This is a genomic window from Thermonema lapsum (assembly GCF_011761635.1).
In the GTDB taxonomy this organism is placed as follows: Bacteria; Bacteroidota; Bacteroidia; order Cytophagales; family Thermonemataceae; genus Thermonema; species Thermonema lapsum.
Window position 1 is genome coordinate 186,525 of sequence record NZ_JAASRN010000002.1, and the last position, 16,487, is coordinate 203,011.

General features: G+C 46.5%; 13 protein-coding genes. 4 read left to right on the forward strand and 9 right to left on the reverse strand.

Features of this window, described 5'->3' with window-relative positions; genetic code table 11:
- Positions 1–142: 142 nt before the first annotated feature.
- Genes FHS56_RS06140 through FHS56_RS06150 form a run of 3 tightly spaced genes read left to right on the forward strand, consistent with a single transcriptional unit; the run spans position 143 to position 4,530 of the window.
- A complete protein-coding gene (locus FHS56_RS06140; RefSeq protein WP_166919025.1) occupies positions 143–2,113 on the forward strand; it encodes a hybrid sensor histidine kinase/response regulator in 1,971 nt (656 codons plus the stop codon).
- A gap of 39 nt (positions 2,114–2,152) precedes the next feature.
- Positions 2,153–2,722, forward strand: a complete 570-nt coding sequence (locus FHS56_RS06145) for a DUF2911 domain-containing protein (protein ID WP_166919026.1) — start codon at positions 2,153–2,155, stop codon at positions 2,720–2,722.
- 5 nt (positions 2,723–2,727) lie between these two features.
- Positions 2,728–4,530: a tetratricopeptide repeat protein gene (locus FHS56_RS06150; protein ID WP_166919027.1), complete on the forward strand. Its 1,803-nt coding sequence runs from the start codon at positions 2,728–2,730 to the stop codon at positions 4,528–4,530.
- On the opposite strand, the gene hutG is transcribed toward FHS56_RS06150, so the two are convergent.
- The 9 genes from hutG to FHS56_RS06195 all read right to left on the reverse strand — a co-directional run bounded on the left by hutG (position 4,514) and on the right by FHS56_RS06195 (position 15,277).
- The gene (gene hutG / locus FHS56_RS06155) at positions 4,514–5,503 is read right to left on the reverse strand and encodes a formimidoylglutamase (RefSeq protein ID WP_166919028.1); all 990 of its coding nucleotides are present in this window, start codon (positions 5,501–5,503) and stop codon (positions 4,514–4,516) included. The genes FHS56_RS06150 and hutG overlap by 17 nt on opposite strands.
- Positions 5,504–5,629: 126 nt before the next feature.
- On the reverse strand, positions 5,630–6,415 hold the full coding sequence (porN, locus tag FHS56_RS06160) for a type IX secretion system ring subunit PorN/GldN (RefSeq protein ID WP_317165657.1): 786 nt from the start codon (positions 6,413–6,415) through the stop codon (positions 5,630–5,632).
- Between the two features lie 125 nt (positions 6,416–6,540).
- Positions 6,541–8,142 (reverse strand): type IX secretion system motor protein PorM/GldM, encoded by a 1,602-nt coding sequence (porM, locus tag FHS56_RS06165; RefSeq protein ID WP_166919030.1) that lies wholly within the window; start codon positions 8,140–8,142, stop codon positions 6,541–6,543.
- 74 nt (positions 8,143–8,216) lie between these two features.
- Positions 8,217–9,029 carry a type IX secretion system motor protein PorL/GldL gene (gene porL / locus FHS56_RS06170; RefSeq protein WP_166919031.1) on the reverse strand — a complete coding sequence of 271 codons (813 nt, stop codon included), beginning with the start codon at positions 9,027–9,029 and terminating at the stop codon, positions 8,217–8,219.
- Positions 9,030–9,120: 91 nt separating this feature from the next.
- Entirely contained in the window at positions 9,121–10,323 is a 1,203-nt protein-coding gene (gene porK, locus FHS56_RS06175) for a T9SS ring complex lipoprotein PorK/GldK (protein ID WP_166919032.1), read from the reverse strand.
- Between the two features lie 122 nt (positions 10,324–10,445).
- Positions 10,446–11,408, reverse strand: coding sequence for a PorP/SprF family type IX secretion system membrane protein (locus FHS56_RS06180; RefSeq protein ID WP_166919033.1), 963 nt, complete (start codon positions 11,406–11,408; stop codon positions 10,446–10,448).
- Positions 11,409–11,547: 139 nt separating this feature from the next.
- On the reverse strand, positions 11,548–12,339 hold the full coding sequence (locus FHS56_RS06185; protein WP_243844168.1) for a uroporphyrinogen-III synthase: 792 nt from the start codon (positions 12,337–12,339) through the stop codon (positions 11,548–11,550).
- 16 nt (positions 12,340–12,355) lie between these two features.
- Entirely contained in the window at positions 12,356–13,516 is a 1,161-nt protein-coding gene (locus tag FHS56_RS06190; RefSeq protein WP_166919034.1) for a hypothetical protein, read from the reverse strand.
- Between the two features lie 27 nt (positions 13,517–13,543).
- On the reverse strand, positions 13,544–15,277 hold the full coding sequence (locus FHS56_RS06195) for a BamA/TamA family outer membrane protein (RefSeq protein WP_166919035.1): 1,734 nt from the start codon (positions 15,275–15,277) through the stop codon (positions 13,544–13,546).
- Positions 15,278–15,291: 14 nt separating this feature from the next.
- Between FHS56_RS06195 and hemW the strand changes: the two genes are divergently transcribed.
- Positions 15,292–16,425, forward strand: a complete 1,134-nt coding sequence (gene hemW / locus FHS56_RS06200) for a radical SAM family heme chaperone HemW (RefSeq protein ID WP_166919036.1) — start codon at positions 15,292–15,294, stop codon at positions 16,423–16,425.
- Positions 16,426–16,487: the final 62 nt, after the last annotated feature.

Genomic DNA, 16,487 nt, shown 5'->3' on the forward strand with positions numbered 1-16,487 from the left:
AAGACATGGATTTTTTCCATGAAAGTTGCATTTTTCGCTAATGAATGGCACTTTCCACCTGCCCTACTTACAAAAGTTTTTATATCTTTAAGTCAAAATTCAACTACCCATAAGCTCATTTTGCTGATATATTTCGGTACTTATGTCATCCCCAAAAGCATCTTTAGCAGAGTTTTTAAATAAATTCTTAGAGGAACAAATACAGTATTTGGGCTTTCAGTTTCATGCCAAAACAGGCAGCATTGAAGCAATACATCCGGAACACTTGGTGGCTAAAGCCATACAATTTGCCCCGGCAAATCTCTATGAGCTAATCCCCCTGCTTTTGAGCTTACAAGATACCCTCCTCACGCAACGCAAAACGATATCAATTCCTAATGTAAATTTACCCATAGCCCAATTGTCGGCAATAGAGGTAGCTAATTTACACATTTTGCCCTATGGACGCAGTAAATATAGCTACGTGTGCCTTGTTGAAAACCTGAGCCACCATGCTAAATGGTTGCAAAACATGCAGCAATCTGCTCATGACTCCAGCATTTACAATGAATTGCTACTCGCCAATGAGAAAATACTAAAGCTTGAAAAAGAGAATCTCGAGTTGCGTAACCGTGAGTTGGAGCAGATGCAAGCATTCAAAAACCGGCTATATGCCGCCATAGCCCATGAGCTGCGCAACCCTACTCAAGGTATCATAGGGCTTGCCGAGCTGATACAAGAAGAACCTCTTTCTGCCAAACAAACAGAGTATATTAAAAGCATCTACCGGGCGGCACTGCACATGCAAACGCTGCTGAATGACTTTTTAGATTATTCGAAATTGGAAGCCGGTGAAATCAGCTTGGTGCAGCAGCCTTTTTCTATTCAAGACATACTTAATCATCTGGAGTTATCCCTCCTCAAGGCAACCCAGGAGAAAGGGCTGTTTCTGCGTATCTATGTGTCGGCAAGTATTCCGCCGGTGGTTATCGGCGATTCGGCACGCCTGCTCCAGATACTTTACAACCTTGCGGGGAATGCCATTAAGTTTACTGAAAAGGGAGGCATTTCCATAGAAGCTTATCTCGACGCTATAGACGCTGAGCGTTGCCGTGTACGATTAGAAATAAAAGACACAGGCATAGGTATTCCGCCCGAAAAACTGCAAACCATCTTCGAGCCCTATAAACAAGCCCATGATGACACTTACCTACGGTTTGGAGGCACCGGCTTGGGCTTGGCTATTGTCAAAGAGCTGGTCGAACGTATGGGCGGCAGCATTCAGGTGCAAAGCAAAGTGGAACGAGGCAGCACCTTTATCGTCCTTTTACCTTTTAAAATGGCAGAGATAAGCGCAAACCTGCTCGAAGAAGACCTATCGCCTGTACCGGAAGATTTCCACGGTATTAGGACGCTTCTGGCAGAAGATAACCCCGCCATTTCGCTTTACCTGCAGAAAATATTGGAAAAGCGTGGCATACATGTAGATGTTGCTACATCGGTAGCACAAGCCAGCAAATTGCTCGAAAAAAATACTTATCAATTGCTACTTTGTGACTGGCACCTCAGTGATGGCACCGTCGAACCTCTTCTAAAAAAGCTATTTGCTCAGCAACAAGACCAACCGCGTCCGGCTGTTGTTCTTATCAGTGCCAGCGAAAAGGTAAATGAGCATGGATTGGCTTTCGATGCCATTATCCCAAAGCATTTCAATGAAAGTCAGTTTTTCCATAGCCTTTCGCCTATCCTAAAAAGGATACGTCCTTTTCCCCGCCTTATTTCTTTTGAGCACTTACTCGAATATACACAGCATGATGAAGAACTATTGCTTTCCATACTGAGCAGCATCATACCGGACCTTGAGCTTAAAAATGAAGCATTGAAAAAAGCCTATGCAAGCAAGCTCACGCGGAAAATAGGCGAGATTGTGCACCAAGTGAAACCCATTGCCCAGATACTGGGCTACGAAGAATTTATTTATCACGTGGAAAAAGTGAATTTTATCCTTAACAATCAGTTGAATCCTCACTTGCGTCTTAAACCACACATAAAGAAGATACAAGAAATCATCCCAGAAGTGATTGCAGAATTAAAGCACTACCAAAAACAATTAAAGGATATGTTGTCGTTATAATAATGCAAATACAGAGTCGTTCAAAAAACATCATCAATCATGCAAAGATTACTAGTCATACTCTCGCTTTTTATAGCCCTGCCTGCTTTTGCACAAGCACAACAAATAGACTTGCTTCAAGACAGCATCCGTGTCATCCGCCCCAAGAAGCGATTGAGCCCTATTGCCATTGCCTCCTACATAAAAGGAGATACCTACATCAAAATCACCTATGGGCAACCATTTAAACGCAATCGTGAAATATTTGGTGCTTTGATACCCTATAACCAAGTATGGCGGACAGGCGCCAATGAAGCCACCGAAATCACGGTTACAAGGGATGTAAAAATAGGAGACAAAATACTGAAAGCAGGTACCTATACCATTTTTACTATTCCCAATCCCGACGAGTGGACTATCATCTTCAATAAATCCTTAGGGCTATGGGGTGCTTATGATTACGAGAAAGTGAAGTCGCAAGATGTGCTGCGGGTAAAAGCCAAAGTAACTCAAACACAAGAGATATACGAAGCCTTCACCATCAGGCTCACAGAAGCCCCCTATGGCGTAGATATGGAGCTTATCTGGGATAGAACGAAAGTCACACTACCCATTTATTTCATAGAATAAACCCCATGAAAAAAGTATCACTTTTTGTTTTCGCTTGGCTATTTCTATACCCGGCGCTATCTGTTTTTGCCCAACCCACCGAACGCCTGTTACACAAAGCCTATACCTACTCTGTCAAAGGCAAGTGGGATAAAGCCTTTAAGAAACTGAATACCATCTTAACAGACGACAGTCTGCATTTCGATGCCCTTCTTTTACAAGGCGACATGCTGCTACGCACCAATCGCTTGCAGGAAGCCTATGCCACAGGTCGCCTGCTAAGCCAGCTCTATCCCGACTCTCTCGCTTCATGGCTGTTTCTTGCAGAAGTACAAACAGCACTCGACTCACTGCCACAGGCAGAGCAAGCCCTGTTTCAGGCGTACCGCCTACAAGCCGAATCGCCAGAAGTACACATGCAGCTGGGCATTCTGTATGCACAAGCCGGCATCGACAGCGCCGCTATCAAGCATCTTGATTATGCCTATGAAGCATTGCCCGCTGCCTCCGCTCTACGGCAAGAGGTGCTTTTTCACTTGGGTATGCTTGCCCTCGAACAAGACAAAGCAGAGCAGGCTTTGGGATATTTCAACCAAGCAATTCAAGAAGCGCCCCAGTTCTATCTCACCTATGTGGGCAAGGCTTATTGTCAATACCTGCGCGGTCGTCCCCAAGAATCGCTTCAACTGCTGTCAAAAGTTGAGCAGAAAGCCCCCTACCTGCTTACCCAAAAAGATTATGTGCTTTGGGCAAAAAGCCTCTACAGCCTGAAACAACGTGAAAAAGCCATCAAGGTATTGCGCCTTTTGCCGGAGCCGCTGCCCCCAGAAGGATACCAGCTCCTTGCCCGCATGCTCTATGAGAGCAAAAACTATGAGGCAGCACTTGCATATCTACAAAAAGCTATTCCGCTTGCTCAAACGCCACAAACACTGGGCAGCCTATTCCATGACCAAGCTTTGATTTATCTGGCATTAAAAGAACCCGACAAGGCACTCAACAGCTATTCCCAAGCCCTTTATCTTTGGTATCCGGTTGCCCAAAAAGAAAAACAAAAGGAGCATCAAGGTGTGCTACAAACCTGTCTTTACGATGCTGGCAAACTACTGACTCATTACTTTTCTGCCGACACCCTCGAGCAAATACGCCGTGAGCAATGGCACGAGCTGGCACTCACGCTTCTGTATGAAGGCAAAGCCCAGGAAGCAGAAAAAGTTTGTCAGCAACTCATTGCGCTCTCCCCCGATGACGGACTCGCCCATCAATATCAAGGCATGGCTTTGCTGTTGCAGAACCGAGCCAGTGCCGCCGAAAAAGCCCTACTCAACGCCTTGCAATTACAAGGTGCCGACTCTGCCCTTGTGTATGAACTACTTGCCGAATGCGCCATTGCACAAGAAGACATAGCTAAGGCACTGCATTACATAGACCTTTCGCTAAAAATAGCGCCACACGAGCCAGGTGCTTTGCATTTAAAAGCCTACATCTATAGTCTGAAGCAAGATTATACCACAGCCTGCCAATGGGCTAATCTATCCCTGCAATATGCGCCCCATGAGCATGAAATAAGAAAAGATGCCATGCGCTGGGCAACAGCAGCGAATATGTGCGAACAAGCGCAGGAACATGCCTCCTTACTCCTCGAAACACAAGTCTATGCCCTCGATGCATGGGTATGCAAAGCCCATTGTGCTTTGATAGCAGGCAATATAACACAAGCACAAGACTACTACCAAAACGCCGCAGCCATAGACAAAAACCACCCCGAGGTGAAATCACTCCACCGGGCACTGCAAGAAAGCAGAGAGAAAGCTACTGCCGGGCAATAGTTTCTACTACCGCATGCAACAATTGGGCTGCCAGCTTGGCTGTGCGCCCGTCTATATCATATTTGGGATTCAGCTCGGCAATATCGAAGGAAAAAGGTTTACCGGCAGCCACCAAACGCCGCAACAGAGGCAGCACATGCCATGGTGCCAGTCCCATTCCATTGACAGCACTCACACCCGGTGCAAATGCCCCTGAAAATACATCCAAACAACAGCTAATATAAACAAAATCTTTATCTGCTATGAAAGCATCGAGCAAAGAATAAAAATCCGTGATTGCTTGTTCATAAAGAGCTTCTGCCAATACATAGCGAACCCCCAATTCTTCTGCCCGTTCAAACAAAGCTCGGGTATTCCCCGCTGCTTGAAGACCTACGACCAAATAATGAAAGTCCCAGCCACGACGCTCACACTCGTGAGCTATCTGCAAAAAAGGAGTACCTGAAGAGCCAATATCGATATAATTCCGCAAATCAAAGTGTGCATCAAAATTGATAATGGCAATGGATGGCTTCGATTGCTGCTTTGCCATGTGCTTTGCTATTCCCTGGAAGTGCCCCCATGCCACTTCGTGTCCTCCCCCCAATACTAACGGAAGCACTCCCATATCCAAGAGCTGTTCTACCTTTTCTCCCAAGTCTTCCTGAGCATCTTCCAAAAATTTACCCAAACAACAAACATCGCCGGCATCCCAAATGCCTATATGCTCCGCCTCCCAAGGATAAGGCAAAGAAGCAAGTGCTGCCCGTATGGCTTTAGGTCCTTTGGCAGCGCCTACCCTGCCCAAATTGCGCCTTACTCCTTCATCGGACATAAAACCGAGCAGTGCCAGCTGACGGTGAGCTGCAATAGCAGGCAGGGGGTCTGCCAAACTTACCGGCACTACTACCTGATGCCAACGCAGACTATTGCCTTTTTCCCATTGATCTATGCGTCCATTTTTCCAGTAATCCGAAGCGGGCGGTCCATACATAACACATGCTAATTACATCAAAAAATAGATGACAGCTATAAATGTATTGATTTGCCTAATAAAAACAAAAAGGCTATTGCGCTTCATGCACAATAACCTTTTTTATTTCACACAGAACCAGAGAGCTTAGAACTCCCATAAGTTATGCTCAAACTCCATCAATTCATATTCAATTTCACGCGACTTGTAGAGCTGGGCTTCTACATTTCCCTTCAATTCCGGATAGCTATGAATAAACTTATCATCCGGGTTAGATATTTTCACAATACGTGAAGAGAAGAGGCGCAATTCAAAAGCATCGGTCAAACACATGTGGCGTCGATTGTTTTGAGGATTATACCACAAGCAGCGGGTTTGGTTACTTTCCTCATATTTCTTGCGAAAATACTCTGCCAATTCCTTGTACTTAAATCGAGCAATAGGAAGGTCGTTCTCTTCCGTTTTCACCTGCCGGTTATAGCCGGGAGCTACCAATGTAAGGGTGAGAATATTGATATACATACGAGAACGGCGCTTGTCAAACACCACCTCCTCAGTAATTTCCAGGACAGAAATATTGCTCGGATCCATTCGCATGTTCTCATAGATATCAATATCATCCCTCTCAGCTACTGCACTACGCCAAGCACTGTCAGACAATAGAACTTCCACGCTACCATCGATAGAAGGAAAATAGGCAGTTACATAGCCAGAATCTACTGCCAATATAATTTCTTCAGCAATATGATGATTTTGTGCTGCAAACGGTTTGTTTTGCTTTTCGCGCAAATTGATGATTCTTGTCACTGTGCGACGAAACATAATATCATCCTCTAAAATCGGATGTAACGCCAGGGGATTGTAGCCATACTGAGCCCACGCCCACACTGACAGCAAGCAAAGCAACATCGAAATACCCATGCCTCTTCTCATAAGATTATTCAATTATTGTACTTCATTAACTTTTATCAAATATTATGCCTGAGTACAGGTAGCAAATTTCATTGAGAGAAGCATGATAGAGACAGACAAGAAGCCTATCTCCATCATGCTTTTTATTAGCCCCCAACAACCACACTCAAAAACTTAGGTCTTACCTCAGCAGGCAATATTGCACCTCTGTAATTAGAACGAACCACTGATTCTACTATAATCACAACAGTATCGCCGGGACGCGCACTAGTTGCTGCCTGTTGCAAGGAGTTTGCGTTAGTCACTGGACGCCCTTCCCGGTACACTTCCACGCGATATTGCTGTACACGATAATTAGCCTCTTTGGGTAGAAATTCTGCAAAGGATGGATCAGCCTTAGCTATCACCTGCGCGTTACTCAGCTGACCACGAGTGAGCGTTCTTTCAATTTCACGCCCGTTTACTACCAGGGCTAAAGAAGCTGCCGGTACCTTCTTCACAGCAAATTCCTGAGTACCAATCAACTGCCCTCCACTGCTCACCGACATCACTACCTTATTCACACCCCGGCTAGGTACGATGGTTACATCACCAGCACCTCTACCAGGAATGAAAACAGCGCCCTGCCCACTGAACGAAGGATTATACTCTTGCCCTAAAGCAGGCACCAATACTTGAATTTCGTTTCCACACTCTTCGTACAGTGCTTGCACACTCTTCGACTGAATTTGCATCACGGGCGCTACAACTTTGTACTCGCCTTCTACAACAAAGGTGGTATCGCCACCGCCAGCTTTGGGAATGGTAATTTCACCTTTCCATTTCTTAGTAACACCTTCAGCAGTACCCCCTGAGGCTCGTATTTCATAGATACCTCTACCGTTCTCTACCTTCACCGGCTCGCCATTCACTTTGATAGTGGGTGTTACATTGGATGCCGAAGCAAAGATAAACAGTTCGGCACGGTACTTCATACCATTGGCAACTACGCTGGTAGGAGCAGTATAAGTAGCCTGAATCACGTCAAATTTTAAAGTAACTCCAGAAGCTTCTTGTGCCAACTCACTAAGGACAATGTTTTCATAACGCAGTACTTCATTGGCTCTTTGCGATAGCACCGCCAGAGCCGCTGCCACAGGTGTATTGGAAAAGTTGGCTTGCGCCCAATCTTTATCCAGTTCAATGGGTTCATTTTTGTACCGCTCCCTCGTCACAGGGTTCTCTCTATTACTTAGCGTAAGAGAGACCAATTGTGAAGCCACAGGCTGGGGCACTAACTTTTTCAACTCCTCTACATATTCATCCAGCTTCTTCTCCAGCTCGTAGGCTTTGCCGTTTTTTTGCCCTTCGGCTCCTACCATCAAAACCTCTAACTTGGTTTCTTCGGCAGGAGTTTTTATCCCTCCGGTCTCAGGGTCAATGCCCCCTCCCGCTTTATCAATGATTTCCTTTCTTACTTCGGCAAGGTATGCCAGCATCTTCTCAGTCAACTCCCGGGCTTTTTGCGCCTTCTGCAAAGCAACTTTGGCTTTAGCCTCGGGGTTCTCTTCGGCAGCCTTGGCTACAGCTTCCAGCTGTCCTTGGTTTACCTTTATGGACGCTTGCATGGCTGCCTGCAGAGTAGAGTCAATAAACAGGAATTTATCAAGAATCGTACTATTTACTTGTAAGGCAAGCATGGCTGTTAACACCAGATACATCAGGTTTATCATCTGCTGCCTTATGCTTTCTTTTCCTCCTCCGGCCATAGTTTCTTTTAGGTTTTAAAGTTGAAAAATAGAGAGGCTTTGCAGCCTCGCCACATATTTAAAAAAACAAATGCTTATTGAGCAGCTCCTTTCATAGCGGTGAGCATAGCACCATACACTTTGTTCAGAGCTGTCAAATTGCCGGTCAGATTTGCCAATTGCACCTTGAACTCTTCGGTATCTTTCGACGCATCTACCACATTCTTCATAGCAGTGGATACGCTTCCGTAGTACTTGTTCAAAGCCTCGATGTACTTTTTGCTATCTTGCAATTCCATTTCATAGGCGGTATTCAAGCTTGCCAAAGTTTTGGTCAATGCTTGAATTTGTGCATGGTAAGCCTTTGCATCTTTCGATGCCTCAGCCATGCTACTTACTGCCTCGATAGCAACAGAGTAGGACTTATTCATTTCAACTACTTGATTGGCTGCCAGCTTCACATTCTTGGCATACTCAGAAGTAGCCAAAGCAGCATCGCCCAACTTGGTCATTTTATTTACATTCTCAGCCAACATCCTCAACCCCTGTCCGAACTGGTCTATCATCTGCGGCTGAATTTTATCTGCCAGCTGTGCTTCCAAAGCAGCAAGTTTTGCAGCAACATTTTTGTCTAAGGCTTGTCCTCCTGGTGTAATCGATGACAAAGACTCGACCAGTTTATTCCAGTCGGGTTGTTCATGAGGTGCCTCTATGGGAGCAAAGGCGGTAATAAAGAAGATAAGAGATTCGGTTCCCAAACCAGCAATCAGCATGTAACCAGCACCGGGCCAGTGCATGAGCTTAAACAAAGCACCCAAAATAACGACCGATGCACCTACTGAAATAATCTTTGGTACAACGTAAGTGTAGAAATGTTCTCTAGCTGTTAACTTTTTCTTTGCGCTCATATTTTTTCAGATTTTAAGTTGTTTGATTGTTCTATAATAGCGAATGGTTTTTTCAAAAACAAGCAGCAAGAAGGGATTATTGGGTATTTTTTTAATAAACGCCAAACTCTGTTCCTCCGGAACGTCCCAAGTAAGTCATAGCACAACGGAAACCTACCGAGGTAGAGGTGGAGTCGTAGTGCATGTAGGTGCGGGTACTTGTTTCAAGGAAATAGGCAATGTCCTTCCACGAGCCCCCACGAACCACCCGGCGTGGATATCTTTCCAAATCAGAGGTCAATCCGGGCATTGCTGGGTTGGGATTGGGAGCCGGCGGGTCAAACACAGGGTTCAAATCCCAAGTAATAGGATAAGCTGCTTCATAGTAAGCATCTTGGCACCACTCTGCCACATTGCCTGCCATGTCGTAAAGCCCCCAGTCGTTCGCAAAATAAGATGCCACAGGCGAGGTGTACGCAAAACCGTCGTCATAGTAGTTACCACGCCCGGGTTTAAAGTTAGCAAGCACACATCCCAAGGTGTTACGCACATAGGGGTTACCCCAAGGGTATTTCACCAAGTCACGCCCACCTTTTGCTGCATATTCCCACTCTGCTTCTGTAGGCAAGCGGAAACGCGGAGCAGGCGGATAGCCCTTCTCTATTTCGCGGTAGCGGTTCAAGTGATAGGTACGCCACTGGCAAAAGAGCTGCGCGGCAGTCCATTTGACCCCTACCACCGGGTAATCATCAAAAGCAGGATGCGAATAGTAGTATTCCATCATGGGGTCTCCCATGTGGTGTGCATATTCGTTTTTCCAACGCATCGTGTCGGGATACGCCCGGCGCATTACATCTAATGAGTCGGGCTTTCCATTCGGAAACATTACATTCATCACTTGTTCCTCGTAGTCGGGGTCAAGCACGATACCTGAGTTGGTACCACTGGCATATGCCAACAACACATCGGTAAACATGCGATATTGGTTGTTGGTAATTTCAGTTTCATCCATGAAGAAGGCACTAATGGTAATTTGCTTGTTAAAGTTCAACTGGGTGTGCGCAACGTCTTCATCAGCTTGCCCCATGTGAAAAGTACCGGAAGGGATAGCCACCATCCCTTGAGGAACATATTGGTCCCAGCCCGGTCGTACTTCTTCAAAGGAAGGAATCTCGCCTTTGGAGTATTTCAGGCGGGTATTCAGCTCACCTTGCTTCTTCCCTCTCTTGCCTCCTATGAGCCCGCAACCCGTCATCCAAACTGCAGAGGCTGCCAACATCAAGACTGTGACCAATCGAAAGCCCATTCTATTCATAACTTCCTGTGTTTATTTGAAAATACGTTTTAATACAATGCTAACAAATACCATACAAAACTCTACGAAAAATCTGTTTTTTTTATGGTTTTTGCAAACATTCCAGCTTATTTAAAATCAGTTTAGAAATAAAATCTCGGCGTGTATTGTTTTGGTGGTCTTGCTTGCAAGCGTATGGGCAAAGCATAACGCACCGTAAATTCATGAGAGGTAGCACTTTTGGCTTGTACACTGCTCAAGGTGTAATCGAAAGCATACCCCACACTCCATTGCTTATCGCTGGTAAGGAAGGTACCCAACAACAGCCCTACTGCATCGCCCTGCCTGTAAGAAACCCCACCCCAATAACGCTCATCAAAGTAAAACATCATTCCTCCTTCTACGCTATAGGTGTTCAGGTCGGTACGAGCTAACAACATGGGTTCCCATTCCCAACGATAAGTGAGTGGATACTTATACGAAGCTAACAAATAAACGTTACGTGACAAGGTATTTTTTAGTGCGTCGATACCGAAATTCAAATCAAAAGGCACAAGGTGTGTGGCACTTAGCGACAGAAACAGACGCGACGTTTGCCAAGCGACACCCAAACTTACATCGGGGCTCCACTGTGCTTCCTGCCCCTGCAGCCCAATTAAAATGGGGTCGCCACCGTCCTTGGGGCGATAAAGATTGTAGTTGATTTTTTGCATATAGGCACCGCCACGGACTCCCACAGACAGGGTGCCAGCTGACATATTGAATCTTTTGGCAGCAGAGAGCTGTATTTCCATGTTTTGCACGGGTCCTAACTGGTCATTGACTACATGCAAACCGGCACCAAAGCCTGCAGGCAAGGGCATGGAAGCCGTAAGCAATTGGGTAGTAGGTGCTCCTCCGTCATCAAAGCTATTTTCATAGCCTACCCACTGGCTGCGATGCGTCAAAGCTATTTGCAAGCGGTCGGCTGGCATGCCTGCCACTGCTGGATTGTAAAAAAGGGGATTTAAAATGTATTGTGTAAACTGCGGACTTTGCTGAGCCTGGCTCATATCCACGCAGCAGCAAAGTAAAAGCAGGCAGTACAAGTAGAAGGTCTTTTTCATAAACTCTTGGTTCGATGCAACCGACTACAAATGTAGCGTTTTTAAAGATAATGTAATTAGTCAGAACTACCAACAACATAACAAAAAAGTCGTTACCTTATCCGGGTAACGACGGAATACTAAACGAAATAGTTTCACTTTATTTCAAACCATTGGCTATTTTGATATACTCTTCAATGGCTCCGGTCATGGAAGGCGCATTGGGCAATGGTGCTTCTATGTCAACAATCAAGCCTGCTTCACGAGCGGCTTGTGCCGTAGTAGGACCAAAAACAGCTATACGGGTGTTTTCCTGTTTGAAATCAGGAAAGTTGGTGAATAAAGACTGAATACCCGAAGGGCTATAAAACACGATGATGTCGTATTTTATATCGGAAAGGTCAGACAAGTCGCTGGCTACGGTTTCATACATAACCGCTTCGGTCAACTGCATGCCTTGCTCCTTAAAGAAGCTGGGAATATCGTCTTTACGGATGCTGGAGCAAGGATATAGATATTTATCATTTTTGTGCTTTTTGAAGTAAGGGAAGAGGTCTTTGGCAGTACGCTCTCCCACAAACAGCTTGCGCTTGCGAATGGTAATGTATTTCTGAAGATATTTTGCCGTTTGCTCCGAAATGCAGAAGTATTTCATTTCAGCAGGCATCTCTATACGCAATTCTTTGCACGTATCGAAGAAAAAGTCCACCGCATTGCGGCTAGTAAAGATGACTGCCGTGTGGTCTAATATATCAATTTTCTGCTTCCGAAAGTCTTTTACCGGCACCCGCTTCACTTCTATGAAAGAACGGAAGTCTATTTTGATGCCATATTTTTCTGCAAGTGTAAAATAGGGGGCATTGGATGCTTGGTCCTTGGGTTGCGAAACCAGAATACTTTTTACCGGCTTCATTCTTTCCTTCACTTCCTCGAATAGTTTAGTGTCCTTCATTTGGCTGTGCATTAAATCATTGAACTGCTTTCAAGAACCAGAACAGAGGTATCCATTCCGTGGCGCAAAAATACAAAAAACCACGTAAAGACAGGTAATCTGGTTGTGCGCTCAATTGCCGCAGCACCCAAACAGAGGAAAGAACGGATGCCAATGCAAGTGCATGAAAACGGAACTGCTGCAGCAGGTCGAAACGATAATGAAGAAATGTAATGAAGACAGTTAGCAACAATACAACAAGCAAGTATTGGAATATTTGCAGGAAACGGAAATAATGAAGCACAGCCCTTTCCTTCAGACTCAGCACATAGGCAACCACCACACATGCCAACCATTTGGCAATTAGCGCTGTCAAGACCCGGATAAATACCTGCCCCCAGTCAAGCAGATAAAAGGAATAAGGGAGCAAGGAGTTACTCGCAAGGTAAGGTCCCGGATGTAACAGCAACCACAAAAGAGCCGTGAGCCCTGACAGCCACAACAGGTGCAGCAACCAAGTTGCAGAAAATAGCGAATAAGTCTGTGCTGTTTCGAGTGAGCGCCGCAGTTGCATCCATGATATCTGCCAAAAAGCATGCATGTTACGAGGCGACATAGCCACCAGTCCCCGGTAAGCCAACAAAAAAAACAATGCCCCAATGAGAGCTACATCGCGCAAGCGAGAGACGTTCTTTTTTTTCACAAATAATTTTGGAATATCCAAAGACGCTTCTGTTTGCTTGGGTAATACAGATACCGCAGGGCTTGGGGCAAAAGGAAGGACTCCTGATGAAGGCTGCGCCACCCAAGTTTGCAGCTGTTCGACTGTGCCTTCTTGAGTAAATATGGAAACGAACGCTGCCTCTTTTTTGCCGCGCAGCAACTCTTCGCAAGACAATGCCACCCATCGCCCGGCAGGAAGCATCTGTACCATGCGTTGATTGACCCACAGGCTTCCACCATGGGGTAACCACAGCAGCAAGTCATAGGGAGCATACTCACGGCGTAGAAAGAAGTGCACGCTTTGCCCCTTGTGGCGCTCCGGCAAATACGGCACATAAGTCTCATAAGCCTGGTCATAAATGAGCCAGTCCTCTTGCAGGTGATGCACAGGCACGTAGCTCAGTGTGTCGGGGAAGGCTACCACAGACAAAGCCACCCCCCAAAGGCTTATAGACAAAAAGAATCGAAAAAACATAGATTTCGTGTTGAGCATACAAAAAAATCAAAATACGCTCACATAACCAAAGTGTATTTTGGCACGATTGAAGGCAAAAGGCTGCTGTGGTGCTGTCCCTATGGCATAGAGAAGACGGAAATTGCCCGCCCGTGTAAAGAGCTGAATACCTGCTCCCAAACCAGCTGCACTATAGAAGCGCTTCGTGTTGCTGTCTTCTGCCAACAAAGCATAATCGGCAAGCAACAACAGATACGACTTGGGCGGCAATAGATATTGCCACTCTATGCTCCACAATGTATAGGCAGGCGTAAAAAAGAAGTTTTCATTGAACCCACGCAGTGAGCGCAAGCCCCCCAGCCGCTCCCATTCGTTGCGCAAGAGCAAGGGAGCCTGCTTGAGCGCCGTTTGCTGCTTAAAATGCAACACCTGCCGCCGTGAAAGGGGGTAATAACCCTCTACGCTCCACTGCACATGCCATTGAAGGGCACGTAATCGAAGCGTATCGTAATAAGCCTCCGGAAGGAAAGGATTACGTGCTATGGTTTTGTTACCCAGCTCTACGGCTACATCGGCTTGCCAGCCCTGTGTAGGGAACCAACGGTCATTGAGACGCGACTGTTGCCATCCCAATAGGTAGTAAAAATAATCTGTTTCTTGATAACGAAAATCTTCGGCTTTGGTGCCCGTAGGCGAAAAGCCCAAACGCGAGGTGTGCAAGCCCACGCCTCCTTTCACATAGCTACCATCTGCCAGCGGATACATCAAAGTAAGGCTGCGATTTACATTGATAAAAAGCGTATCTTCACGCATCAAGCTCAAAGAAAGCCCGACATCAAAAGCCCCCCACAAGCGACGGTGCAGGTAATCTGCCTGCAACTGTTCAGCCACCGGACGCATCTTGTTGTAATAAAGCTGCAGGCGGCTTGCCCTTCGAAACAAATTCAACAAGCGAAGGCTAAGCTCACCGGTGATGAGCAGCTCACCCTTGTTTTGCTCATTGGGCAAAAAACCCAAAAAGCCCTGTATTTGAGAGCTGTTGCCCCACTCTACTGGCAGTCGCAAGTCGGCTTGCAGCCCCGAGAAGCGCACCTCCGGGCTTCCTTTTAAGCGTAGAAAGCCTAAAGCCTGCAAACGGCGGTCTATTTGCTCCACGGCACAACGCCGGAAAGGTGTACCACGGACGATAGCCAAATATTTACGCAAGAAAGCTTCGTTTATACTACGCTTATCGGGGCTTAAAGTCAGTGAATCGAAAGTAATGAGCGCGTGCGTCTGCAAGCGCAATGCAGGCTGCCATATCTTTTTTAAGGTATCGAAAACAGCCCGTTCGACCTGAACCTCTGCAAAGGGGTAGCCATAGTCCTCTGCCATCTCTACTATGAGCCGTTGTTGGCGCTGCCACCACGTCCATTCAAAAGGAACAGCCTTGCGCTGCAAGCGCCGCAACGATGCGGGCAGGCTCCATGTTGCGGGCAGTCCTTCTATATTCCCAAGCCGCAAGCGCCAACGCTCTCCAAGAAGATACACACACCAAACCTCTCCTTCCGCTTGGCGACAGGAGTCGAGGCGTGCATCCCAATAGCCATGTGCATGCAATTCTTTCAAATAAAGTAAGTGCAGGCTGTCGGACGATGCTGCCCCCTCTATGCTCATTGTGCGCTGCCACTGAACCTTGGCGGGTTGTGTGGCAAAGTGCCAGCTTTGATGCTGGGCTTGTCCCCAAAGGCTCCACAGCACACAAACACAAAGCAATCCATATCTTTGTAAAGTACTCAGCATATTTTGCATTTCTTATGGCGGGCATCTACATACACATACCTTATTGCAAGCAGGCATGTTATTACTGCGATTTCCATTTCAGCACCTCGAAAGCTACACTCCCTGCCATGATAGAAGCCATTTGCAAGGAATTGAACTTACAAAAGGATTATCTTCCGGGCAAACCATCGCTGCAAAGTATTTATTTCGGCGGCGGCACGCCTTCTTTGCTTTCGCCCGCTCATATAGAGCAGATTTTAAACACCATTTACAAGCTTCACCGAGTAGAAACCAATGCAGAAATTACACTGGAAGCCAACCCCGATGACCTGACTGCCGACAAGTTGCAGGCACTGCACCGGCTGGGCATCAACCGCCTGAGTATTGGCATACAGAGTTTTCAAGACGACATTCTGCAGAAGCTACACCGTGCCCACTCGGCGCGGCAAGCCATTGAGGCAGTCCAGCAAGCCCAAGACAGGGGCTTCCAGCGCATCAGCATCGACCTCATTTATGGCATCCCGGGCGTAAGCACCAGTCGCTGGGCGCAAGACATCGCCAAGGCTCTTGAACTACAAGTGGGGCACATCTCGGCTTACTGTCTGACCATAGAAGAAAAGACGGTCTTTGGACGGTGGTATCAAAAAGGCAAGCTCATGCCCACGGACGACGCAACAGCTGCCGAGCAGATGGCTCTATTGATAGAAAGCCTGCAAGGTGCCGGCTTTATCCATTATGAAATATCGAATTTTGCACTGCCGGGGCAGTTTGCCCTCCACAACAGCAGCTACTGGAAACAGCTGCCCTACTTGGGGGTGGGTCCGTCTGCCCACTCGTATGACGGCAGCAGCCGGCAATTCAATATTGCCAACAATAGCCTGTACATCAAAAGCATTGACGCAGGCAAGGTGCCGGCACAGCGCGAAGAGCTCTCTCCCTTAGACCATGCCAACGAGTTGCTGCTCACCGGCTTGCGCACCCTCTGGGGGTGCTCCCTGTCGAGCCTGAAGCAATATCTTACATCTCTGCAATGGAATGTTTTATGCAAAGAAATTGAGCGCTATCGCGTAGAAGGATATTTGCAAGTCGAAAACGATACTTTACGCTTAACGCCACAGGGAAAATTCATTGCTGACAGCATCTTGGAATCCTTGTTTATCGTAGAATAAAAACCTGCCCCCTGACTAAGGTATGTTTTTTTTAGTTAGTTTAGCCTGCACAGCCAAACCAT

What these genes read in the sequence shown, in the direction of transcription:
- FHS56_RS06145 (WP_166919026.1), top strand. Translation starts at nt 2,153, where the DNA reads ATGCAAAGATTACTAGTCATACTCTCGCTTTTTATAGCCCTGCCTGCT.
- porK (WP_166919032.1), bottom strand. Translation starts at nt 10,323, where the DNA reads ATGAATAGAATGGGCTTTCGATTGGTCACAGTCTTGATGTTGGCAGCC.
- hutG (WP_166919028.1), bottom strand. Translation starts at nt 5,503, where the DNA reads ATGTATGGACCGCCCGCTTCGGATTACTGGAAAAATGGACGCATAGAT.
- hemW (WP_166919036.1), top strand. Translation starts at nt 15,292, where the DNA reads ATGGCGGGCATCTACATACACATACCTTATTGCAAGCAGGCATGTTAT.
- porM (WP_166919030.1), bottom strand. Translation starts at nt 8,142, where the DNA reads ATGGCCGGAGGAGGAAAAGAAAGCATAAGGCAGCAGATGATAAACCTG.
- porN (WP_317165657.1), bottom strand. Translation starts at nt 6,415, where the DNA reads ATGAGAAGAGGCATGGGTATTTCGATGTTGCTTTGCTTGCTGTCAGTG.
- FHS56_RS06185 (WP_243844168.1), bottom strand. Translation starts at nt 12,339, where the DNA reads ATGAAGGACACTAAACTATTCGAGGAAGTGAAGGAAAGAATGAAGCCG.
- FHS56_RS06180 (WP_166919033.1), bottom strand. Translation starts at nt 11,408, where the DNA reads ATGAAAAAGACCTTCTACTTGTACTGCCTGCTTTTACTTTGCTGCTGC.
- FHS56_RS06140 (WP_166919025.1), top strand. Translation starts at nt 143, where the DNA reads ATGTCATCCCCAAAAGCATCTTTAGCAGAGTTTTTAAATAAATTCTTA.
- FHS56_RS06195 (WP_166919035.1), bottom strand. Translation starts at nt 15,277, where the DNA reads ATGCTGAGTACTTTACAAAGATATGGATTGCTTTGTGTTTGTGTGCTG.
- FHS56_RS06190 (WP_166919034.1), bottom strand. Translation starts at nt 13,516, where the DNA reads ATGTTTTTTCGATTCTTTTTGTCTATAAGCCTTTGGGGGGTGGCTTTG.
- porL (WP_166919031.1), bottom strand. Translation starts at nt 9,029, where the DNA reads ATGAGCGCAAAGAAAAAGTTAACAGCTAGAGAACATTTCTACACTTAC.
- FHS56_RS06150 (WP_166919027.1), top strand. Translation starts at nt 2,728, where the DNA reads ATGAAAAAAGTATCACTTTTTGTTTTCGCTTGGCTATTTCTATACCCG.